Origin of the sequence: Bradyrhizobium sp. USDA 336 (assembly GCF_044908355.1) — a bacterium.
Classification (GTDB): domain Bacteria; phylum Pseudomonadota; class Alphaproteobacteria; order Rhizobiales; family Xanthobacteraceae; genus Bradyrhizobium; species Bradyrhizobium yuanmingense.
This window is the reverse complement of sequence record NZ_JBIYDC010000002.1, coordinates 8031814-8053599: the sequence shown is the minus strand read 5'-3', so window position 1 is coordinate 8053599 and position 21786 is coordinate 8031814. Positions and strand designations below refer to the sequence as shown.

At 60.8% G+C, this 21786-nt stretch carries 16 protein-coding genes and 2 pseudogenes; 9 read left to right on the top strand and 9 right to left on the bottom strand.

The window, feature by feature from the left end; genetic code table 11:
- Positions 1-2 precede the first annotated feature (2 nt).
- On the top strand, positions 3-209 hold the full coding sequence (locus tag ABIA45_RS38310; protein WP_225125334.1) for a hypothetical protein: 207 nt from the start codon (positions 3-5) through the stop codon (positions 207-209).
- 1035 nt (positions 210-1244) lie between these two features.
- Here ABIA45_RS38310 and ABIA45_RS38305 read toward each other — a convergent pair.
- Positions 1245-1742 (bottom strand): YsnF/AvaK domain-containing protein, encoded by a 498-nt coding sequence (locus ABIA45_RS38305; protein ID WP_404655480.1) that lies wholly within the window; start codon positions 1740-1742, stop codon positions 1245-1247.
- Positions 1743-2209: 467 nt separating this feature from the next.
- Here ABIA45_RS38305 and ABIA45_RS38300 point away from each other — a divergent pair, with 467 nt between their 5' ends.
- Together ABIA45_RS38300 and ABIA45_RS38295 are read left to right on the top strand one after the other, a co-directional pair.
- Complete coding sequence (locus ABIA45_RS38300; RefSeq protein WP_225125329.1) at positions 2210-2374, top strand: hypothetical protein; 165 nt, start codon at positions 2210-2212, stop codon at positions 2372-2374.
- A gap of 292 nt (positions 2375-2666) precedes the next feature.
- On the top strand, positions 2667-2957 hold the full coding sequence (locus tag ABIA45_RS38295; RefSeq protein ID WP_225156390.1) for a MaoC/PaaZ C-terminal domain-containing protein: 291 nt from the start codon (positions 2667-2669) through the stop codon (positions 2955-2957).
- Between the two features lie 139 nt (positions 2958-3096).
- Here the strand turns inward: ABIA45_RS38295 and ABIA45_RS38290 are convergent, their stop codons facing one another.
- Genes ABIA45_RS38290 through ABIA45_RS38275 form a run of 4 tightly spaced genes read right to left on the bottom strand, consistent with a single transcriptional unit; the run spans position 3097 to position 6639 of the window.
- Positions 3097-4488, bottom strand: a complete 1392-nt coding sequence (locus ABIA45_RS38290; RefSeq protein WP_404655478.1) for a hypothetical protein — start codon at positions 4486-4488, stop codon at positions 3097-3099.
- A 4-nt stretch (positions 4489-4492) separates the two neighbouring features.
- On the bottom strand, positions 4493-4585 hold the full coding sequence (locus tag ABIA45_RS38285; protein ID WP_404655477.1) for a DUF6384 family protein: 93 nt from the start codon (positions 4583-4585) through the stop codon (positions 4493-4495).
- A 7-nt stretch (positions 4586-4592) separates the two neighbouring features.
- Positions 4593-5468 carry a DUF6384 family protein gene (locus ABIA45_RS38280; protein ID WP_404655475.1) on the bottom strand — a complete coding sequence of 292 codons (876 nt, stop codon included), beginning with the start codon at positions 5466-5468 and terminating at the stop codon, positions 4593-4595.
- The gene (locus tag ABIA45_RS38275) at positions 5461-6639 is read right to left on the bottom strand and encodes a cell surface protein (RefSeq protein WP_225156388.1); all 1179 of its coding nucleotides are present in this window, start codon (positions 6637-6639) and stop codon (positions 5461-5463) included. Before ABIA45_RS38275 ends, ABIA45_RS38280 begins: the two co-directional genes overlap by 8 nt.
- Positions 6640-7267: 628 nt before the next feature.
- On the opposite strand from ABIA45_RS38275, the gene ABIA45_RS38270 reads away from it, so the two are divergent.
- Entirely contained in the window at positions 7268-7681 is a 414-nt protein-coding gene (locus ABIA45_RS38270; RefSeq protein ID WP_404655473.1) for a hypothetical protein, read from the top strand.
- Positions 7682-8349: 668 nt separating this feature from the next.
- On the opposite strand, the gene ABIA45_RS38265 is transcribed toward ABIA45_RS38270, so the two are convergent.
- The 3 genes and pseudogenes from ABIA45_RS38265 to ABIA45_RS38255 all read right to left on the bottom strand — a co-directional run bounded on the left by ABIA45_RS38265 (position 8350) and on the right by ABIA45_RS38255 (position 12989).
- Positions 8350-9288, bottom strand: a complete 939-nt coding sequence (locus ABIA45_RS38265) for a PhnA-like protein (protein ID WP_404655472.1) — start codon at positions 9286-9288, stop codon at positions 8350-8352.
- A 713-nt stretch (positions 9289-10001) separates the two neighbouring features.
- Positions 10002-10322: a hypothetical protein gene (locus tag ABIA45_RS38260; RefSeq protein WP_404655471.1), complete on the bottom strand. Its 321-nt coding sequence runs from the start codon at positions 10320-10322 to the stop codon at positions 10002-10004.
- 1223 nt (positions 10323-11545) lie between these two features.
- A pseudogene (locus ABIA45_RS38255) lies at positions 11546-12989 on the bottom strand (IS1182 family transposase).
- Between ABIA45_RS38255 and ABIA45_RS38250 the strand changes: the two are divergent.
- Complete coding sequence (locus ABIA45_RS38250; RefSeq protein ID WP_404655469.1) at positions 12907-13239, top strand: FtsX-like permease family protein; 333 nt, start codon at positions 12907-12909, stop codon at positions 13237-13239. The pseudogene ABIA45_RS38255 and the gene ABIA45_RS38250 overlap by 83 nt on opposite strands.
- A 2-nt stretch (positions 13240-13241) precedes the next feature.
- A pseudogene (locus tag ABIA45_RS38245) lies at positions 13242-14478 on the top strand (efflux RND transporter periplasmic adaptor subunit).
- Positions 14479-15234: 756 nt separating this feature from the next.
- Here ABIA45_RS38245 and ABIA45_RS38240 read toward each other — a convergent pair.
- The gene (locus ABIA45_RS38240) at positions 15235-16128 is read right to left on the bottom strand and encodes an ABC transporter substrate-binding protein (protein ID WP_404655467.1); all 894 of its coding nucleotides are present in this window, start codon (positions 16126-16128) and stop codon (positions 15235-15237) included.
- 1058 nt (positions 16129-17186) lie between these two features.
- On the opposite strand from ABIA45_RS38240, the gene ABIA45_RS38235 reads away from it, so the two are divergent.
- The 3 genes from ABIA45_RS38235 to ABIA45_RS38225 all read left to right on the top strand — a co-directional run bounded on the left by ABIA45_RS38235 (position 17187) and on the right by ABIA45_RS38225 (position 21777).
- Complete coding sequence (locus ABIA45_RS38235) at positions 17187-17894, top strand: BTAD domain-containing putative transcriptional regulator (protein WP_404655466.1); 708 nt, start codon at positions 17187-17189, stop codon at positions 17892-17894.
- 236 nt (positions 17895-18130) lie between these two features.
- On the top strand, positions 18131-20521 hold the full coding sequence (locus tag ABIA45_RS38230) for a hypothetical protein (protein WP_225125305.1): 2391 nt from the start codon (positions 18131-18133) through the stop codon (positions 20519-20521).
- The gene (locus ABIA45_RS38225) at positions 20518-21777 is read left to right on the top strand and encodes a hypothetical protein (protein WP_225125295.1); all 1260 of its coding nucleotides are present in this window, start codon (positions 20518-20520) and stop codon (positions 21775-21777) included. The genes ABIA45_RS38230 and ABIA45_RS38225 overlap by 4 nt, the downstream gene beginning before the upstream one ends.
- The last annotated feature ends 9 nt before the right edge of the window (positions 21778-21786 follow it).

Below are 21786 nucleotides of genomic sequence, written 5' to 3'. Positions count from 1 at the left end.
AAATGACCGCTCAGCAGGATGACAGGCTTGTTGTCGGCAGTCGTTTCAAGATGAGCGAGCTGGGGATTGTTCAGTTCCCAAAATTGGCCCACAAGACCGGCACCATTGTCGAAATCAGTATTCGCACCCCCGGCGTGACGGTGCTGTTCGACGGCGCAGTCAGACCGACCGTCTTAGATCGAAGCTACATATCTCCTCTCTCGAAGTGACGATCTTCTCGACCGAGAACCTTCTCCGACTTTTGTAGGTCGCGCTCACCATGAAAGCACCGAAGCCAAAGCAATGGGCCGAGCAGGAAGTCCGACGATTAGTCAGGCTCGCTCGGCGGGGAGTTGGCACATCGCGGATAGCCGCCGAACTCGGCCGTCACGCCGGATCGGTGAGGCGTATGGCGCGAACGTTGGGACTGCTGTTGAAGAAGTAGCTCCGAGCGTTCTTCAGCGCAGCGCGGCTGGCCTACAGACCAAAACCTCGGCCAATCTCCCGCGCAAGCTTGAGCGCGGAGTCGGTATGGCGGCCATAGAGGAACGCTCGGTTTAGCTGCGGAAAAGATGCCCATTCCAAATAGCGCGATGGCAATGCCTCTAAACATGGTCATGGACCGGGTTGAACGATGCAAGGAAAGTTCAAAACGGCCCCAGCCGCAGGACTGGGGTAAACAGCCGGGGCCGGCATTCCCATTCCAATGTGCCGCAATCGGCGGTAATCGGCACGCTTTCAGCAAGCCACAAGAAACCTAACGAACTCTTTCTCACGCCGCCATCCGGGGAGCCACGCCGTTGAGGTTGGATCAATGTGAAGCGCAGTGTGGGCGCTACCCATCCGCTGCTTTGCTGAGCTGCTGTGCGATTCTGAGGTCTTGCATTTCCCAATTGGCGCGCCCTCGCTCCTAACGATCGGGATGGCAGGCTCTCACCCTGATGCTGCAAAGCCCCTCGGGCCAGCCTTGGCCCCTAGGGGCTGGAGGGGACAAGTGCGGGGCCAAGGCGGTCCGACGGCTGGCGCTGAGGAGCGCCATGCACTTGAAGGCTAGTCCCAGTCGGCAAGATTGCTGTGTTCACTTGTGACCCGAGGCAGGTAATCGTAATGTTCCCGCACACGGCAGCGGCCTTTGCAGGCCTAGATCACTAGAGGAATCCAGCACAGCGTGTAGTTGTGGCACGCGGTTTAAAGACCGAGTAAGTGAGGGCGGATGTTGACCCGCCCTCACACGAGTGCTGGCCCTCCATCGGCGAGGACTCAACTCAGCGCTCAGCCTTGTCGATGTCCGCCCTCGTTTTCTTCACCGTATCGGCAACTCTCTCGGTAAGTTCTGTCGCTTCTTTGCGCACCACTAGTTCTTCGCCGGCTCGAACATCCTTCTGGACCACGGGCTCCTCGTGCAGTTCTCGCACTGCGTACTCGCGCTCCAGGGGTTGTCCCGTCGCAACTCCCGTGGCTGGACGGCGCTCGACCACGGTTCTCTCATCGCGCAGTCGCACGTCCTTTTGCACGGGCTCCTCGACTACGTAAGTTTTTATGTGTTTGACGGTCTCGGTAGCCCGTTTGCCAACCTTCAGTTCTTCTTCCGGAAGAGGGATGACCTTTTCGCGTTCGACGCCTTGAGAGACATATCCTTCTTGCCTTACCGCGCTTCCTGATGCTCCGCTTCCGACCGCTGCCGTGCCATCGCTGTTTTCTTCGTGAATCTCGACTGGATTGTACTCTTGCAGCACACCTTCAATACGTTCGAGATCGGCCATGCTCGGAGCATCTACTAACACCGACAACGCGGCACCACCTCTTTGCATGTGGTTTTCATAGAGACGGCGCTCGTCATCCGGCACATCGCTTCCAAACAGCCAGTCCCAGAAACTTTCTCCATCCGAAGCTCGCGCTTACTCTATCGCTGATCGAAGATTGTGATGTTGATTGCTCACTCTCACATGATCCGCTGGAACCCCTGAACCGACCAAAGCTCGGTACGCTTGCTCTGCATCGTTGCGGGAGCTGTATACTGCTACTACGCATTGTCCTTGCATGGTTGCCTCCTCTATGGACATGCGCCCAACGCGAGCATCAACGCATCGTTCTTAACTTTATCGCAAACTTTAGTCCGGTACGGCGCATGAGATCGGCTTCGGCGTAAAAGTGGCTGCGAGCGGACCGTTGAGGCCGCGCTGAGGTTGATCGAAGAAGAAGAGATGGGCCCCGCCAGCTGAGCACACTGATGGACAAGACCTTCGTCTATGGTGCGTTGAGGCAGGTCGAGCGCGATGTAGTTGAAGGAGAAAAGGATAGCACAGCCGCTGAAGCAGAGCTGGACACAATGCGCAGAGCCCAACGTATTCTTGATCAGGACCGACAACGCCTCCTCTCGCTGTTACAGCCTTGAAAGGGTGTCGCCCGCAAGCAGTTTGACTTTGAACCGCGCGCTGAGGGCCTAGCCGCGTTAAACTGTGCAAATGCGGACGCATCGTCCCACTTGCTCAGGACATTGAAGTCCGCCAGGGTCAGACTGAGAAGAGCTCGGGCTGAGCAAATCTGGTCCGGTATGCTCCGCTGAGCAGACGCCGTCAGGCCGTGCCGCCACTTCGCATTCGGGCCATATGCAGACCTGCTGACTTTGGATGGCCGAAAGGTTAAGCTGTCGCATTATCAGCCAGACGGCCTTCAGGGGGGCGCCAATGGCCATCTTGTATTTCGAGGAGGCGGAGGTTGGCAAACTGCGTACGGCTGGCCCTTACCACGTCACAAAGAACGAGATCATCGAATTTGCCCAAAAATTCGATCCGCTGCCCATTCATACCAACGAGGAGATTGCCGCACGTTCGATCTTTTCCGGACTGATCGCTTCGAGTGCACACACGTTTGCGATACTTATCTCTTTGTTGAGCAGAACACAGCCGTACTCGCTTCGTATCGTTCCCGGGCTTGGCTGGGATGAACTCAGGCTCCCCGCGAAAATTCGCTCTTGAAGAGGCCGTCGAAAGCGCCTGATAACTCGCTCATCCCGCACCACCGATTGACTCGGACTCGCTTCTGCTCATCGGTTAAACTCCGACCATAGTGGCGGAGCATATGCTTGTTTATACAGGTAGAGTCTGCATAGGGGGATCAGAATGATCCACCCGTTCTGAAGTCTCCGCCCCCGAAGGATCCTCCGGTCCCGAAACCGTCTGGAGGCGGAATCGGCAACCCTCCCCCGAAACCCGAGTCCCATGGGCTGGGCCCACGATGGAAGCCATCACGTAGAACTTGCCCCAGCACCGCACTCCCAATAACCCCAGTCAGGATGCCGCCAAGCACGTTTCCGAGTGACGCCTCGTTACTGAACGTGCCGTAAGGGGTGTCGTAGCCTTGATGCCGTAGTTGCTCCCATTCCTGTTCGACCGTCTCGCGGCGCCGGGCGAGTTCCTTGAGCCGCTGGTGGGAGTCTGCTGCTTGGCGTAACGCTGAATTCATTAGCTCGTCCGTAGATTGGATACGCCTGACGATCTCCTCATCCTTGGGCGTCGGAGTTTGAACAGCCTCCCTGTAGAGTTCCTGCAGATCTTCGCGCTGATCGGCGGCTGCCAGCAGGTCGACCGCATCACGATAAGGGGCATCCCCCTGGAGGATCGATGCATCGAAACTTCGGTCCTGAGCAGCGAGAGCTTCCCGCGCCTGTTGGAGATGGGCTTCGCGATGTGCTACCGCATCCCTTCCCTTGGCAACTTCAGTTTCGGCGGCCTCAAAGCCGGACTGGACAAGTGCGTTGCGCTCCAAAACTTTTAGATCGGATCGTTCCTCGCGCAACCTCTCAGCAATTCGCTTGGAGTGCTCGCGTAGCCGCACGGGGATTTCGTTGAGCAGGGCATAGTTGACTCGTAACCTGTCATAACCCACGACGCCGGCCACCATTCGATCCATGTAGCGGGTGAACGGGTTGGCTCGGTAGGCGGCGGTCCCGAACTTCCGGCGCCAGAGATACATGAATAGCGGATCGGCTTCGTAAGGACGACGCTTTTCGTCCCGATCGGCTTCCGCTTGGATGGCCTTCTTCTCAGCCTGCTGGACTTGCCCGGTGATCTCCTCAACTCGCGCCCGCTGGGCAATCCATTCAGTGTTGATACTGATCTTGGCCTCGACGTCTTTGCGAATCGTCTCCGCGCCGGCCAAGGCACGTTGCAGATCGTCCAGGGCGGCCTGCCGCTCAGCCTCCGCTTGCTGCACCCGTTGCTCGGCCTCGTGCCGCCGCTCCGTCAGCTGCTGCAAGGCCTGCTGCCGGCTGTGAAGCAGGCTGATCGCCTCCCGCTCTGCGCTATCCAGCTCGCCAACGACCTGGTTCTGCCTGATGGCGTCGAGCTTTAGCCGTGCGAGTTCGCGGAACGCTTCCGTGCGCTGGACACGCAGGCGGCCGACGTCCTTCGTGGCCTTCGCATAAGCTTGCTCGAGTTGCGCCTCCTGTTGGCGAACTCTCTGAATGAACTGTTCGATCTGGGCAAGCGCCTGCCTTCCGGATATCATGGCCTTACCATTGTGTGATCGCGCCGCCCAGAACCGGCAACTTGTAATCCACATCGAGATGGCCTCGGCGCTTTTCGCCAAGGCTATTCTGCTGCACGATTCCGTCATCGTTTCTTGTCTTGCTGCACGCGCATGGCCGTCGCCTCACTCACACGCACGCCCCATTTCGAGGCCTCCACGGTCCGGCCATCCTCTTCGCTCGTCACGGGTAGCTTGAGAACGCGGCCATCGGGCGTGAGGGGTTCAACGATCAGATAGTAGTTGCGGCCTGTGGGATTGCGTTGCGGGACGCGCCAAACACCGGTGGGCTCGCCCGGTCGCGAGACAATACGCAGGACATACTCGCGGCGCAGATCCCGATGCAACGCCTCCAGATCGTTAACAGCCCGCCGTGCTGCATCGGCGTCGCCGCGGGCAATGGCTGCCTTTCCATCAGCAAGAAGCCCAGCGGCCTTCTCGCGCGCCGTAGCGACTTTCGCTTCGCGGAGGACATCCTCGTGCTCCTGCTCCAGGGCTGCCGGCAGCCTCTCGGCCAAATCGACCCTGTTGCGCTCCGCTTGGGCCTGCTCCTGGGCGACCCGCCGCTGTGCCGGCTCGACGATGCCGAAGTGGTATGCGCCCCAGCCGAACGCCACTATCGCCAGTAAGGTCAGTAAACGGCGACCGATGCGACCACGATCGACCCAGGCAAGCGCCATCGTGCGGGCGAAGCTTGGCGGAGGGGGAGTATAGACGAAGCGCTGTTCTTTGAGGGCCTGCACACCCTCGACCAGAATACGGTCAGGGACCTCGATGCCCTGCCCTAGATAGATCTCACGAAGTCGCTTCAGAAGTTGGGCGTCCCGCTGCTCTTCGCTGAGCTCGCGGCTGACGAGATTGTCTTGGTGGCGCAGCGTGTCCACGACATCCATTGCGAGCATCAAATCATTGAGGCTCGCAGGGGCTTTCTCCTGCGCGATAGATGCAGCTTGATCAGCCATCTACTGGCAACGCCTGTCCTTCCGCTACTAGACGAGCGATGCGGCGCTTGCCGTCCTCAACCGCATCTCGAATCTCCGCCGAGTTTTGAGTCGCAAGCCGTCGCATCTCACCAATGATTTCTTGGGAGCGCTCCTGGAAGGTGATAACGGAGTCAACGAGCTTCTTGACCGCATCCGCGCGGATCGTCGGCCCGTAGCCCGCCTTGATGGCAGCTTCTCCGACCTGATCGCCGATTTCGGCCAGCACTTCCAGGCTGCGGGACACGCCCTCTTTCATTTCGTTGAGGGTCTGTGTCGACTCATTCAGGCCGAACATGCCCGTGAACGAGGCTTTCAGAGCCGTGAAGACGGAGTCGTTGGTCGAGAAAAACGTGACCGCCTGCGCGTAGACGCGCTCCTTCGCGCTGGTCATCTGCATGAGCCGAGCCATCACCACTTCAGAAGTGTTGTATCCGATTGTCAGATTGTCCGAGAGGTCTTTGGCGATCTGATAGCGTTTCTCCTCGTCCTGGGTACGTCGGAGTTGCTCGTCACGGGCAAGCTCTAGCCGTGCGCGTTCAGATACCTCCTGTCCTGTGAAGTTGGCCACGGCGTCGGCCGCCTTCTGCAATTCGACCTGAGCGCCCTTGAGTTTTTGCTCAGCGGTCTTAAGCACCTCCAGGGCCATGACCTCGGCATGTTTCAGCGCGCCGCGGAAATCACGGTAGGAGTCAAGGATGATCTGCTCGCGCTGGATCTGGTCCTTGGTTGAGCGAGTGACGTCAAGATAGACTTTTCTGATCTCATCGAAGCGATCAGCGACATCCCCGCGCGACAGCTTCATCCAAACGTTATTGATGCGCTCGAACAGATCGATCTTCTGATCCGCGAGCTGGTCCACCATCTTCTTGGTGTCGTCGCGAATGGAATTGAAAGAGTCGGTGATCTGACGGTAACGTTCGCCGATCTCCATCGCCTGAACCTGCTCGCGGACCACCTCGTTGAACACACTGGTCTGACCCAGAGTACGAGCGATGATTACGATTCGGTCCGCATCGAGAGCGGAGATTTTTTCTAGCAACCCGGCAATTGGAGCCTCGATCGGCTGGGGCGGCGCAATTCCGATCTCCCGCAACGCTCGGGTGGCCCTGTCGAGATACTGCATGGGCGACGTTGGCGCGACGTCAGACATTGGGGCCTCCGTGTAGTTTCCTTCCTGAGTTCCAAAAACCCGCTCCTGGAATCAGCTCCACCGAAAACAGCGAGCGATCCCATGGAGAATTCATCTCAATAGGATCCGATTGTCTTGGTTCCTATAGACGGTATGACAAGCCGCCATCGTAGCGACGATGCGTCCGCTGCGCGATACAAAAGCTCTCGAAATATGCGATTGCCATTACCGCCGACCTGAATGCCTCCGCGGCCAAAGCGCTTACCGGGCCTAGAGGCGCGGGTCTGCAGATAATAGCCGATGGCCTTGATCAGCTCACTTAGCCGTCCTCGGCCAGTCAAACGCTTTCCATTGTCAAGTAGCTCCACTCAGAATAACGCTCACTAAGCTTAAGAGCTGCTTAGGCCCGCTCGCATCGCCTGTTTCGGATCATTGCGGGAAGCAGCGTGGCGACGCTTTGAACTAGGGTCAGGAACGGGCAATTTCTGCCTTAAATAGGCGGCAGAACATGCCAGCGCATGCTCCGGCGAATGCTGTCGCTCCACGCTTGGGCGGGTCAACGCTGCGCTGGTGAACCAGAAGGTCCTTGACGCGACAGAACACCATGGATTCGGAACACCTTTGATTGGTAGATGGACGGAGCCGACCCGTGCAATTTTTGCTGAGAGTTATGCTTGCAACCGCCCTCGTGAACCTTGCTCCAGCCGTCGCCGCGACGCCGAAGAACGCCGTCGCTTCTCCTGCCTTACAGAAGGAATTCGATGATTTCATCGAGAAGTTTCGCGCGGCGCTGAGGACAAACGATTCCGCCGCCGTCGCTAGTATGACACGATTGCCGTTCATGAACGACAGCGGAATTCGCGCCGCCGCGCAATTTCGTGCCAAGACCTATCCGACCTCGTTCACGGCGAAAAATCGCGCGTGTATCCAGCGCGGCAAAGCCTTCTACGATCGCGATCAGGAGAACAATGACTATTACTCCGTCTTCTGCGGCCAGCTCATCTTCGTCTTTACCAGGACGCCGGCCGGCTTCCTTTTTACGGACGTTGGCGTGAATGACTGATGAGGCAATAATGCTATCACTGCCGCCAGACGTATGACCGGTCGGCTCCCTTAACGACGCATTGGATAATAGGCGGAGGGCTGCACTCATCAACGGAAAGACTCGCCGCGAGTGCAATGAGCCGGCTCAGATCCCCATTGACGGATATGCAAATAGACGGCGGCGACTTCGCCTTCGGTCAAAAGCGGCGGTCAGCCGACCAGCCCGGAAACGTCTGCTCAGCGGCCAGAAGCGGACACCAAATGAGGGAAAGGTCCGGGGAGTCTGCCGGCATTCTCCCGCAGGTGTCTAAGCGCGCTTCACATGGCGAGCCGCCCGAAGGCCGCGCAGTCATTGTGGAGGCGAGCCGCGACCGGTTTGTTGGCGAATTTAGTCCTTTTGTTTCTCGCCTGCGCTTTTTCCATCGGAGCTCTTAGAGCGCTCTTCGAGCGCCTGGTCCTAGTCCAGCAAAGCTCGGAGCGATTCCGTGACGATCCATGCCGCAAATGAAGCAATGGCCGCCAAGACGATCATTTGGAGCCGCTCGTCCGCGGCGACCTTCCTGATCATCTGCCAGCGATGATGCATGATAGGTCGCCTGCGTTTCAACGAGGGACAAAGGGCTGAACGACGACTTTCGGTCAGCTAAACTTGGTCGAGAGCTGAGGTCAATTTTTCGGTCCGTGTTGTCAATGCCGGGCGACTTGCGCCGACACTGTTGGATTCACGGCACCGGCTTGCCCTGGAAAGAACGCGGCCAAGGCGCCCAGTAACAAAGCCACCGCCGCGAACAATGCACCTTGCGAGACGCGCTTGGCCGCTGTGTCCGCCGCCTGCTTTGCCTGCTCCTTCGTCTTGGCTACCGCTTCTTTATATTGTTGCTGGTACTGACTGATCTGCGCCTTTGCTTCGTCTTGTGATATATTCTGCGCCTTGGCTAGAGCCTCGGCGGCCGTGTCGTTAGCCGCTGCCTGCTGAGAAGCGTCACCCGTTAGCGCCGCGCGGACGGCTGTGGCCGCGGCATCACAAAGCGCAGCGGGATCTTGCCCTCCCGAGGCGCCTCTAACTTTGCTTTCGATGGCAGCCATCGGATCGCTAACATTGTTCAGCGTAGGCGCCGCCGTCTGAACTGCCGTTTGTACCGACCCTCCAAGCGCTTTGCCCGCTCCGCCCAAAGCGGAGGACGCTGTGCTGAGAGCGCCACCAGCGATGCCGGAAGCGGCGGAAGAAAGCAGATACATTACTGCCAGCGTCGAGACGGCCCATGACATCAGTCCATGATAAGCCGTCGTTGAAGCCGACGCCTTGCCAGAAAGCCGACCGGCTATGTAGCCCCCTAGCGCTGCAGCCACAATTCCAGAAACTACGAACCAGATACCAGCACCAACCGACATCGAGCTTGCGCTGGGCGTACTACCCTCCCCAACGTCGACAGTCGACAAACCTACGCCCAGACCGATCATGTTCAGGATAATCTGTATGACAAGGGCGATGGCTGCACCCGCGAAAACGGCGCCCCACGCGACCTGGTTCAACATGATTGTGCGAATTTCGTCAGCGGGAACGACCTCGCTCGTCTGAGGGGGCGTGCGGTGGCTTGAACGAACCATTTCGGGAGAGTTGGCCATGACATTATCCTTGAAGCCTGTTTGATCCCGCAACTTGCTTTTGGATGCGACGTTCCTAAAAAGTCGCAGGCCTCAACTGCAAACCCCTTGCAGCACCGCCGCTCGAATGCCCGTTAGCGTGCACCTCCCGATTGTCCTTCGCCGAGTTCGAGCAGAACGGCGGCTCCGGCAGGTGTCGAATTGCTGTTGGCGCCATGGGTAGGCTCGGGGTGCTGACACGAACAGCAGCTAAGAAGCTAGCGAAAGATGACCCGCTTCAGGTCGGCATTCAGGTGCAAAGCCGTCGATGCCGGGTCTGCTTTGCCATTACCGGGCAGCCCCTCCTCGCCCAGCAGGTTCCACATCAAGCTCCCCACTTTCGCGCTCAATGGGAACTTTTGCCAGTTTTTCCCGTATTCGACAGGACGAACCGATCTGCCATGTCGTCCCAACAGACATCTCAGTTTCGACCGACTGCTCCTACGCCGCCGGCCAACCGGCTGCCAACTCTTCCTTCCCAGAAATCCATTGGAGTGCTGGAGCGCCGAGTTTTTCCTCGCACCTCTTTCGACGGTTCGGCTTGCTTTCTTGGCGGCTATCCTTGTGCACGAGCCGAGTATTCTGAAGACTTGGCCTCTGCAACTCCATGCCACAAATGAATTTGGGTTGAGCGCAACCGCCCGGTCAACCAATTCAATCTCACTTTTATAATCGCCGACCACGAAGGCTGATGTCTAGCTCTTGGCGATATGTTGTAATGTTTCGCGCCTAGACTCATTGCCGACTTGATCGGCCATCTGTAAAGCTTCGGCGGCCTTGTCCTGAAAGCGCTTGGCGTTTTCCAAACCAGTACGCGCCTTCTGACGGAGTTTGCTGGGCGACGTCAACCACTCGCTCATATGCGAAGCGGTTTCGGCCTGGCGGGCCTTCCGCAGAACTTGCTCGCGCTCGGGGCCGCGCGGCAGAGACTTCACCTCCTCGCGCAGTCGATTGGCTTCCTGGTGAAGCCGTTCGTCGAGAGATTGGGTCTGCTTGAACCGACGGCGCTCTATCATGGCGCTGCTCCATTGGTGAGTTAGGCGGAGCGCAACTGGCGTTCACACACCGATAGAGGTGTCGGACCAGTCGGTGATGGAACAAAGTGCGGCTAGGAAGGTGACAAGGCCAACGGTTTATTTCGTCCACACGCAACTATCCAGGAACTACTCAAAAGTAGCCGAATTGGCCAATACCCACATTCGCTTTAGGAACGACCAACCCGGCGGCCCATTGAAGATTGAGGGACGTCAGTTCCGCGACACGGTGGCGCGCCAGCACGTTAGTGCCGCAAGGGTACAGCCATGCACGACATGCGAATCCACCTAGAAAAACTCCTCACGGAAGCGGAGGAGTGCGCGGTTATCAGCAGACGCCACGCAGCCGACCAATCGAAGAAGGAGTTGTTTGCTGATCTCTCCTCGAACCTATTGGGGCTCGCCACCAAGGTGGAACTCGCCATCCAAGAGCGTCAGGACTGGTGTAACAGGTAGTGTGCATCGGCGAGCCTTTCCTGCGCCTTGCACCTGACGCTCGGGGACTACGTCTGAATCGCGACAGGCGATCGGTAGTCAATGATCAGGTTCTTCCCTTCATCCGGCCATGATAGCGCAAGCTTCCCTGCCACACCTTTAAACAGCGGCAACTACACGGCCGCACCATCAAGACTGCCAATCCAGCGAGTCGGCCCTTCTGCCAACAATGCGCGGCGAGACAGGCAGTGCCGCACTAGTTGCCGCAGTTCCTAACTGGCTGCTCTGCTACATCTCGGAGGGTGCGGACCTGCTCCGCGCGGCGGGCGAGCTCCTCATAGGTCTTAGCGACCTTACGCAAGCTTTTCCTTGTCTCAGGATGCTCGCAGTTGTCCGCCTTCGTCCGAAACTCCTCCGCTCGCATCTCCCAGTAATGAGGCGAGTGCATACGTTCGATACCCATGACGCCAATTTCCTGAATTGGTCGTTCATGTTGATTAATGTACATTCAGTCCAAGTGTTCCGCGCTCCTACGGGGGAACGGTTAGGTCGCTTCCTCACCCTAGCGGGCAAAAGCGATAGGAGCAGGTCGCGCCGGAGAGCCGGCCTACGTCAGCTATGGGTCTTGGTTGTGTGCAAACGGATGGTCGGCACGCGGCCGTGGTCGCCAATCACTGCAGGCGGCTGATGTTCTCGCGTCGGATCGTCCAATGACGGCCAAAGGGGGGATCGCGAGGCAGTATTGCGCTTTTGGGCGCACTTTCCGCTCTTCAGGTGGCGCGGATGGCTGCAATCAGGCTCGGCTTGCCGATGATGTTCATCACTCGTGTGAGATTATAGGCGAGAACATGCAGCGCCATCTCGGCGGCGACATTCCGCAGGCGCTTCATCAAGAAGTGGGTCGCACCCATACGGGCTTTGATCGTGCCGAAGGGATGCTCGACCGTCTCGCGCCGCGTCCGCATGGCGTCTGGGTTGGAATCGAGCCGTCTCTGAACCTCCTCGACCACATGCTCATGCTCCCAACGCGTGATGCGACGCTCCTTTGAGGGCGTACATTGGCTCTTGATCGCGCAGCCTTGGCACGCTGCTGTCGACCAGTAACGGCGCAGCGTCATTCCATGCTCGATGTTGGTGTAGTGATAGGGCAGCAGCTGGCCGGATGGGCAGCGGTAGACGTCCTCATCAGGCAGGTAGGCGAAGTCCTGTTTGCCGAACCGGCCCTCCGCCTTGGCGTTCGACGTCATGGGCTTGGGCAAGGTGACTGCAACGCCAGCCTTCTCGCAGGCCAATATCTCTTCTCCGTCGAAGTAGCCACGGTCGGCGACCGCCTCGAGTTTGTCCGCTTCGAGCACTTCTTTGGCTTGCTTCGACATCCGAGCAAGCTGCCCACGACGTTGCCAACGTTTATGACCTCGTGCGTAACAATTAGATGGTGTTCGGTGTCCACCGCGACCTGGACATTGTACCCGACGACACCCGATCCGCGTCCACTGGTGGCCATCGAACGGGCATCCGGATCGGTGAGCGATATCTGTTGACCCGGCGTGTTGCGCATCTGCGCATCAAGCAGTTCCAGGCGGCTCATCTCCTGCTTCAGCCGAGCGATCTTTTCCTTGATCCTCGTCGTCTTGGCGCTGATCGCTTCTGATGGCTCCTGCCGATCGGCGCTATCGAGTTGACGCAGATATCGACCGACGCTTTCCTCGATCTGCGCCATCCGCCTCGCCATCTTGGCATGCGTGAAGTTGCGGTCGCGGTTGCTCACCGCCTTGAACTTGCTACCGTCGATCGCGACGCTTGGGGTCTGCAACAGGCCCATTTGCCGGCATAGTGCAATGAACTTCGCACAAACCTTCCGGATCGCCGCACCATTGTCCTTCCGGAAATCGGCGATCGTCTTATGATCGGGAGCCAGGCGGCCGATCAGCCACATCACCTCGATATTGCGGCAAGCCTCACGTTCCAGGCGGCGACTGGATTGCACCCGATTGAGATAACCATAGATGTAAAGCTTCAGAAGAACTGCCGGATGATAGGAGGGCCGGGCGTCCCCTTGGCGATCACACGCTCAAACCCCAGTCCATGCAGGTCGAGCGCCTCGACGAACACATCGATCACATGGACCGAGTTGTCCTCGCTTACCCAATCCTCCAGACATTCCGGGGCCAGCCTGCGTGTGCTCGGCTTCACGCGGGGCGAGGTGCTGCGCATCCTCTTGCTGGAGCTCGCGATCCTCACCCTGATCGCGCAACCGCCTGGCTGGTTGATGGGCTACGGGCTCGCCTGGGTCATGAAGACGAACCTTGCCGGTGAACTGATGCGCGTCCGCCTGGTCGTCGAGCATTCGACCTATGTGGTCGCCACATCCGTCGTGGTGCTGGCGGCCATCGCCTCCGCGGCCGTCATCCGCCAACGCATCGACAACCTGGACGTGGTCGCGGTCCTCAAGACGCGAGACTAGCCATGCCGGCACAGTGGATCAAACGCATCATCGGCGCCGCGATTCTAGCTGCGGTCGCGGGAGGACTGGCCCGGTTCGCCTGGCCCCGGCCTGTTTTGGTGGACCTCGCGATCGTCGGGAAGGGGCCTATCGAAGTCACGGCGGACGACGACGGGAAGACCGATGTGCCCATGTCTACACGGTCTCGGCCCCGATCGCGGGGAAGGTCCTGAGGATCTCGCATCCGATGGGCGAGAAGGGACCTTCGCTACACGTTGGCGACGAAGTCGTCGCCAACGAGACGGTCATGGCCCTGATGCAGCCGGCGCTGCCCGGTTTCATCGACGTGCGTTCGCGGGACCAGCTTCAGGCCGAGGTGCTTGCCGCCGACGCGGCCATTCAGCAGCAGGAGGCAGAGGTGCAACGGATCCAGGCCGCACTGAATTTTTCCAAGACGGAGTTTCAACGGGCGCAAGCGCTGTTGCGGACGCAGTCCACCTCGGCACAGGCGTTCGACAAGGCGAAGTTCGAGGTGGCGACCAGCGAAGCCAATCTGGCGAGCGCCAAGGCCCAGGTCGAGATGCGCCGCGCGGTGCGGACCAGCTTGGCAGCTCGATTGATGGATCCGGCCAACGCCGTGCCCTCTGCGGAGCCGACCTGCTGCGTCCGGGTGCTCGCGCCGGCGAACGGACGGGTACTGAAGATTGCCCAGGACAGCGAGGCGACCGTCCTTCCCGGGACGCCCCTCGTCGACATTGGCAACCCACTTGATCTGGAGGTTGTGGCAGACCTGCTCTGGACCGATGCCGTCCAGGTCAGGGTCGGCGCCCCCGTCCGGATCGACGGCTGGGCGGCCAGCCGATCAAGGGAAAGGTGGTCCGTGTGGACCCGGCCGGCTTCCCGAAGGTCTCGGCCCTGGGCATCGAAGAACAGCGAGTTCGGGTAACCATCGACTTCGTGGATCCGCCCGAGGCGTGGGCATCGCTCGGCCACGACTACCGGGTCGTCGTCCACGTCACCACCTGGAGCGCTTCGGACGCTCTGACTGTGCCGGTGAGCGCCTTGTTCAGGAAAGGCGATCAGTGGGCTGTTTTCGCCGATGAGAACGGTCGCGCCAAAACCGTGCTGGTCAGCATCGGTCACCGCAACAACCAAGTGGCCGAGGTGCTCTCCGGGCTGGCTGCGGGGGACCAGGTAGTTCTGCATCCCAGCGACCGAGTGGTCGATGGAGGCAGGATCGCGATGCGCGCCGCACCGTAGGTAGCGGTCCGTTGGTAAGTGGTCGGCTTGTTGATGCAAAGTAGAAGACGGGCGAATCCTCGGCTTCGCCTCAGGATCACATGGCGACGTTGGCCCGAGGCCGCAGACGGTCAGTTCCGGGCCACAAGCGGAAGTGAGGGACAACCAATGAAAGAGGCCGCGAACTGAGACGGCCTTACTTCGGCCCCGGGAGATCGTCCTTCTTCGGCGGCTGTAGGCCGGGCGAGTTAAGCCAATCGTCCATGTGAGCGGCTGTCTCTGCTTGCCTCGCTCTTCTTAATGCCGCGTCGCGCACCGGTCCGTGTGGCAGCAACCTAGCCTCCTCCAAGAGCTTGTGAGCCTCTTCGAGAAGCCGTACTTTTAGTGACTTAGTTTGTTTGAAACGACGACGACGAATGATCGTCATAACGCGCTCCTTTCCATTGGAGGAAGGCGGGAGCGCAATCGGCGTTCTCGTCACGGATAAAAGCCAAGGTCCGGTCCGTGATGAAGGGATAATGACACAGCCCCGGGTTTGGTTATGTATCTTTTGATACGCAGCGAGAAGTAATTATTCTTTCGGTAACTCAAATTGAGCCACTCGCAAATACAAAGCAGGCCACTGACCGTCGCCCAAGTCCGCTTAGGGTCAATCGCGTCGGTTTGGCCCCGTTTAAGTTAGGTCGGGTCCACCCCTGACAGCCGACATATCCTCGGCCGTGCGATGCGGCGGCATGGGCCAAAAGCGGCTGTAAGCAATCGCAGCAAACCGCCCCACTATTCGATCACTTCGTCGGCGCGGGCGAGCAGCGTCGGCGGCATGTCGAGGCCGAGCGCCTTGGCGGCCTTGAGATTGATCACCAGTTCAAACTTCGCCGGCTGCTGAACGGGGAGATCGGCGGGTTTTGCGCCTTTAAAGATCTTGTCGACATAGCCAGCAGCACGCCAACTTAAATCAGCAAGATCTGCTCCATAGGCAATGAGCCCACCATCATCCGCAAATACGCGCAGTCCGTAGATCGTCGGGAGCCGGTTCTTGGCCGCGAAATCCACAATCTTTTTACGATAGGTGATGGTTAGAGGTTCCTCTACCGCAACCAGAGCATTCGCGCGCTGCTCCGTGACGGCTTCGAGCGCGTAGTCGAAGTCAGCGGGAACTCGCACATCGATGGATTGAACCTCAAGCCCCAATCTCTGGGCCACCTCTTTGGTTTCGCCGAAGACGCGTGCTGAATAAGGATTCGCCGCATTCCAAATGACTGCCACGCGAGAGGTACTAGGGGCAAACTCGCTGAGCATTTCCAGTCGTTTCCCGCCCAGGTCCGGCACCATGAGACTCAGTCCGGTCACGTTTCCGCCTGGCCGCGCCAAACTGGCGACGAGACCACTTCCTAGCGGGTCGCCCGCGCCTGTCATGACGATGGGGATTGTTGCGGTGACACTCTTGGCAGCAAGCGGCGCTTGCGTTCCCCCTGCTACAATCACATCCACCTCGAGATTCACAAGCTCCTTCGCTAGCTCAGGCATTCGGTCGAGCCATTCGGCGTATCGACGCTCAAAGATGAAGTTTTGCCCTTCAATCCAGCCCAACTGGCGGAGGCCCTCAGTGAAAGCTCCGTTTAGCTCATTGCTATAGTCGGTACTAGGATAGATCCCCGATCCCGGGCTCAACCAGCCTATCCGATAAATCTTTGGGGCTTGCTGCGCGCGCGCCACGCGGCCGCGCCGCCGAGCATCGTCATGAACCAGCGTCGGTTCATTGCCCGGTCCCTCCCGTGCTTCTGAAGGATAGCACACCTCGATACGGCAGGGACTGCTGTGCTGCGGGATTGCGATACAGCTTATGTCGCAGATGGGTCAAAAACGCGAAGAATTCAGGTTGAGCAAATCTGGTCCGGCTCTGGCTCAACGAGCGGGCTACCGGCCGCGGAGGTGCAACTTCGCTGATGGGACAGGAGCTGGTCTTCGCCAGGATAACAGTCGGCCGCCCCTTGCTCGCCTTTGCTGCAGCGAAGGCAGATAGCTGGCGTGAACAGCCGCGTCTCAGACGGTCAAGGCAGTACTCTTGTCAGATGCGTGCGCCGCTTCATTTTTACAACCGAACATTGCATTTTGACCCGCTATGCTCGACGTGGAGCTTCTGGTTGCGGCTCAAGAATGAACTAGTTCATACTATCGGGATAGAAAACACCGCTACGGTACGAACTGATCGAGAGATAAAGCATCTGCATCGGACGACTGTCCGGGTCGGAATTCGGTCTGGGTTCTTGGTCCGCCTCGCGCATCCCTCACGCGAGCATAGGATGCTCTGGCTGCAAATCCGTCGAGCCTGATTTCGATCAACGCGTGTCGGAGTTGTGGTGAGGTCCACATGTGCACAGGACTGGGCACGCCCATGTGCGATATCTGCGGCAAATTCTGCGCGCGCGGCGGAACTGCCAACAGGCCTCGTGTTCGCCACAGTGTTCGACCACGGTTTTCGGCATACGCACGCACCCGCGCCATTGAACAGTAAAACGCGATTAAATCTGTCGCTAAGTCCCGGCCTCGGGCTCCAGCCCGATTTGTTGCCCACGATGGGCGGCGGGCGTACCATACCACGCCGGTTGTCAGCCTAGTGTCGAGAATTTAAGGACCGGCCGCAATACGAACGGCCTAACAGAAGATTTTACTCGGCCGGCCAGAGCTCGGTCGAACTGTTCATAATCTCGCGACCAGGAAGGCTCTTCATGACGGGGGGCATCAGTGAGAGGATAGTGGAGCGCAAGGTCGCCATTCTCGGGCGGCTTGGCGTCTACCCGATGGTTCGCCTCTCGCTCCCGGCGCGCCGGCTTCTCGCCTTTCTCGCGCTTCAAGGTCGGCCGGTCTCGCGCACCGCAGCCGCCAGCAATCTCTGGCTGGATCTCGCCGAAGACGCGGGCCGAGCCAACCTCCGCCGCGCGCTGTGGCACGTTCCGCGCGGCTGGATCGAGACCATGGGCGACGAGCTGGTGCTGTCGGCGGACGTCGATTTCTCGCGCGCGCAGGCCATCGCGGCCCGTGCCCTCAAGGGCGAAGCGCTTACCTTCGAGGACATCGTATTGCTATCGAACGACGTTCTGCCCGGCTGGCATGAGGAGTGGCTGATCGCCGCGCAGGAGGCGTTTCGCCTGCTGCGGGTGGAGGCGCTCGAGGCGGCCTGCCGGATGATGACGACGTGTGGGGATCTCGCGCTGGCAGCACAGGCGGGAGTCGCCGCGCTCGCCGCCGAGCCGCTGCGCGAATCGGCGGCCGAAGCGCTGATCGATGCATATCTCGCCCAGCGCAATCGCTACCAGGCGGTCCAGTGCTACCGTTCGCTGGCAAAACGCCTTGCCTGCGAGCTGGGCGTCGCCCCGGATGAGGCGCTGGCGAAGCGCGTGGCCGGCATTTGTCCCGCCTCACGCACCGCGCACTAGCTTCCCCTTCCCTTCCTTCCCTTCTGTCTCGTCCTTTTCCGGAGTCTGCAGGGACGGCCGTCCTGCCCGCGGACGATCCTGCGACGCTGCGTGGACGCCTCGGAAAGCGCCGCGGCCACGGCAGCAATCCGCACTGAGCGCGCGAACAAGACGGCAAGGCGACGGCGCCACACACAGCGGCGGACGGCGGTCATGCTCAACTGCACCGCAGATGTTCAGGAGGCCGGAGTCGCGCGATGCTGAATCAACAAGAGTCATCCCATCTCTTCGCCGCGCAGGAAAATCCGTTCGCTGAAGCCTTCGCCGAAACCGGCAACGGCGCGGCGATCGGCTTCGCTCCGTGGAGCGAGAATCTCACGCCATTCGCAGCGACGCTCGATGGCGGCGCAAGCCAGTCCGAGACCGACCGCCTGGTGGCCGAAGTCTATGCCGAGCTTCGCGACGAAGCGTTCGACGAAGCGCTTGCGTTTCTGGCCGAGGAGACCGAGCAGGCACTCGACGAGCGGTTCGTCGGCGAGACGCCGGCGTCCGCACAGGAGCGCGAGCGCTATGCCGACGCGCACCTTGCCCCGGTGCGCTTCGAGGCGCAACAGTATCTGCAGGCGCTGGAAGCAGGGATGGCCGGCCTGGACGTCGGCTCCCTTTCAGAGCAACAGCTCGATGAGGTGCTGGAGAGATTCGACCCATTGATCGGAGAGCTGACGCCGGCCGGCGAGGAGTTCATCGGCAAGCTCATCAAGAAAGCCAAGGGCGTCGTCAAGACCGTCGCCAATGTGGCAAAGAGCGTCGGCAAGGTCGCGGGGTCGCTGCTCGGGCCGGTTCTGAACAAGCTGCGCGGCCTGATCAATCCCCTGCTCCGGCGCGTCCTGTCCTTCGCCATCGGCCGGTTGCCGGCACCTCTGCAGCCGCACGCACGCGCGCTCGCCGCCCGATTCACGTCCGAGGCTGCGGAGGAGAGCATCGACGAAGCTCAGGTGTCACCGGCGAACCTGACCGACATGGAATCGCTCGCCGAATCCTTCGACGCGGCCATCGCGGAGGCACTGGCGGGCGATGCGGCAGCCGAGTTCGAAGGCGAGGCGTTCGGTGCGACGGACGAGAGCGAGATCGAGACTCGGGAACTCGAGGTGCTCGCCGAAGCCCGCGGCGCACTGATCGAACGGCTGCGCGACGCCGACGAGGACGAAGATCTCGCGCCGGCGATCGAGCAATTCGTTCCCGCCCTGCTCGGCGCGCTGCGGCTCGGAATCAACCTCGTCGGTCGACCGAAGGTGGTGGGCTTTCTCGCCAATTATCTCGGCCAGCTGATCGGCAAATGGGTAGGACCGCAGCTCAAAGGGCCTCTGTCGAACGCCATCGTAGATACCGGTCTGAGGCTCATCTCGCTCGAGGCCGAGGACCGGGCGCAGCTCGAGCGCAGCGACGAGGTGGCGCCGGTCGCGCTCGCCAGCGTCGTCGAGGATACGGTCCGCCAGTTCGCCGAGAACGAGGACTACGTGTTCGAGGACGAAGAGCTGACCCAGCTCGCGACCGCAGAAGCGTTTAGCCAAGCCGTTGCAACGCATTTCCCGCCTCGCTTCGTTCGTGCGTCGCTGCAGCAGGCCCCGTCGCTCGGCGGAACCTTCGTGAGCCGCCGCCCGCGTAGCCTCCGGCCCTATCGCAAGTACAACCGCACGCCCGATATCCAGTTGACGTCGCAGATTGCGGACACGCTGCCCACCTTCGGCGGATCGACGGTCGGCGCGGCGATGCGGGCGGCGGGCGCGCAGTTTCCGATCCGCGCGCGCATGCACATCTATCAGTCTGCGCCCGGCACCACGCTCCAGCGCATGGTGCGCACCGACCGGTCGGGCGCAGGCGCAGGCCGCGGCTACATCAACACCGCCAACGTCCATCCGCTGACGCCGGCGGCGGCCGGCGTTCTACTGCGTGAACCGAAGCTCGGCGTCGCGGTGCCCGCCGCATATCTCCGCTCGCGACAGCGGATCGCCGCGGGCCAGCGCTTCTACATTCTGGAGCCGGTCGGCGCCGGCGCGCCGCCAACTTTGCCCGCGGGCCCGGCGGGACAGGCCGCGGCCAGGCGTCTGCGCGCAAGCCGTGCCTGGGCGTCGGTGAATATGCGCCAGGCACGCATCACCGTCGGCATCTACTTGTCGGAGGCGGAGACGCAGAAGATCGTCGCGGCGATCCGCAAGGGCCAGGGAAGCCTTGCGCTGCTGCAGGCGCTCACCAGGACCTACCAGGACATGGAGCGACTCTCCGCCGGCGGCCAGGCTCCTCTCCGGATGTTGCGCGAGGATGGTGAGGACGGCGAGACTTTCGAGGACTTCGCTGCCCAAAGGGGCAAGCTGCTGCCGCCCGGTCTGACCGCACAGCTGCGCCAGCGCCTGCGCGCCTGGGTGATGCCGGCGTTGACGAAATGGGCGCGAGCCAATGCGGAAGCGTTCGTGCGCGCAGCCGGACATCCCGATCCCGGTGTAACGGTTCGCATCCGCCTCACCGCGGTCCCCGGGCTCGACGCGATCCGCAGGATGCTGCGCGGCGGTGCGTCCGCGCCGGCCGGCGCCGCGCTGCGCGGCACACCGAGCATCGCCATCTCCGTCACACCTGGGCGGGGCGGCAAGTGACGCGTGACATCGACCAGCATCTCGTCACCTCGGACCTCCAGCGGCAGGTCGCCCACTGGCTGGCGGCCGCTCGCACGTTTCGCGATGCCGAGGAGTTTGCTTCGATCGAGGCCTGGAAGTCGGTCGAACGCGACACCGGTGCGCCGCTGCGCCAGCAGATTAACGCGGTCGTCGAGGAACTCATCGAGCTCGGTGAGGCGACGCAGCGGGTCGTTGCCGAGGCGCGGAAGAATCCGGCCCGCATTCCAGCCGCCTCGACCGGTGTCCAGCGTTTCCGTCGCCGCTACGTCCAGGTCGACACCACACTCGATTTCCTCGGAGATGCCGTGAACTCGCGAACGAGTGCGCCTCTGCGCGAGGCGCTCACGACGCTCGACCGGCTTGCGGTCACGAGCATGCAGGGCGTGCTCGAGCGGGCGAGGAAGCCGGTGCCAAGAGTGCTGGTGTACCAGGACAAGGGAACCGGCGCATCGATCCTGCGCGCGGGCGTCCGCCTCTGGGCGCCCGGGGCCATCATGCCGGTCGCGGCCATCAAGATCGTGCGCCACAATCTCTATCGCCCCACCTCGCTCTTTCACGAGACTGGCCATCAGGTCGCTCACCTCACCGGCTGGACGCCCTCCGTGCGAGCGGCCATAGCGCGCGCGCTGAAGGACGATGAAAAGCTTCAGGCGATGTGGACACCCTGGGCCTCCGAGATCGGTGCCGACGTCTTTGCCTTTCTTCACACCGGCTATGCCTCGACGGCGGCGCTCTACGACGTCGTCGGCAATGCCGACACCATCCTGCAATGGCCGGTGGGCGACCCGCACCCGATCGGGTGGCTTCGCACAGTCCTCGGTTGCGCAATGTCACGCCTCTGCTTCGGCGACAAGGGCCCATGGAATGCCCTGCAACGGGCCATGGAAGCGCATTATCCGATCGCCCTCGCCGAAGAGACGCTGCAGCCCCTGCTCGCCCGCTCGAAGGCCGCGATGCCAAGGATCGCAGAAGCGTGTCTCTCAGCGCCCGTACCGGGGCTCGGCGGCCGGCCGATGACCGACCTGGTCGATCCAAAACGCGTCTCGCCCCAGGCGCTTGCCGAGCTCGAACACACCGCTGGCGCAGCGCTCTGGACGTCGCCGGCGTGGCGGCAGCGCGAGGGAATACGGATCGTCGCACTCGCCGGCCTGCGCGAGGCCGAATGTCCGGAGACTGCACCGATGTGGATTGAACGCGCACGCAGCTGGTTCGTCAACCAAGCCGAAGCGGCGTGAATTGAGAAA

Coding starts and splice junctions, on each gene's coding strand:
- ABIA45_RS38280 (WP_404655475.1), bottom strand. CDS start 5,468: ATGGCTGATCAAGCTGCATCTATCGCGCAGGAGAAAGCCCCTGCGAGC.
- ABIA45_RS38305 (WP_404655480.1), bottom strand. CDS start 1,742: ATGGCCGATCTCGAACGTATTGAAGGTGTGCTGCAAGAGTACAATCCA.
- ABIA45_RS38275 (WP_225156388.1), bottom strand. CDS start 6,639: ATGTCTGACGTCGCGCCAACGTCGCCCATGCAGTATCTCGACAGGGCC.
- ABIA45_RS38295 (WP_225156390.1), top strand. CDS start 2,667: ATGGCCATCTTGTATTTCGAGGAGGCGGAGGTTGGCAAACTGCGTACG.
- ABIA45_RS38310 (WP_225125334.1), top strand. CDS start 3: ATGACCGCTCAGCAGGATGACAGGCTTGTTGTCGGCAGTCGTTTCAAG.
- ABIA45_RS38260 (WP_404655471.1), bottom strand. CDS start 10,322: ATGATAGAGCGCCGTCGGTTCAAGCAGACCCAATCTCTCGACGAACGG.
- ABIA45_RS38235 (WP_404655466.1), top strand. CDS start 17,187: ATGACGGGGGGCATCAGTGAGAGGATAGTGGAGCGCAAGGTCGCCATT.
- ABIA45_RS38300 (WP_225125329.1), top strand. CDS start 2,210: ATGGACAAGACCTTCGTCTATGGTGCGTTGAGGCAGGTCGAGCGCGAT.
- ABIA45_RS38265 (WP_404655472.1), bottom strand. CDS start 9,288: ATGGCCAACTCTCCCGAAATGGTTCGTTCAAGCCACCGCACGCCCCCT.
- ABIA45_RS38230 (WP_225125305.1), top strand. CDS start 18,131: ATGCTGAATCAACAAGAGTCATCCCATCTCTTCGCCGCGCAGGAAAAT.
- ABIA45_RS38290 (WP_404655478.1), bottom strand. CDS start 4,488: ATGATATCCGGAAGGCAGGCGCTTGCCCAGATCGAACAGTTCATTCAG.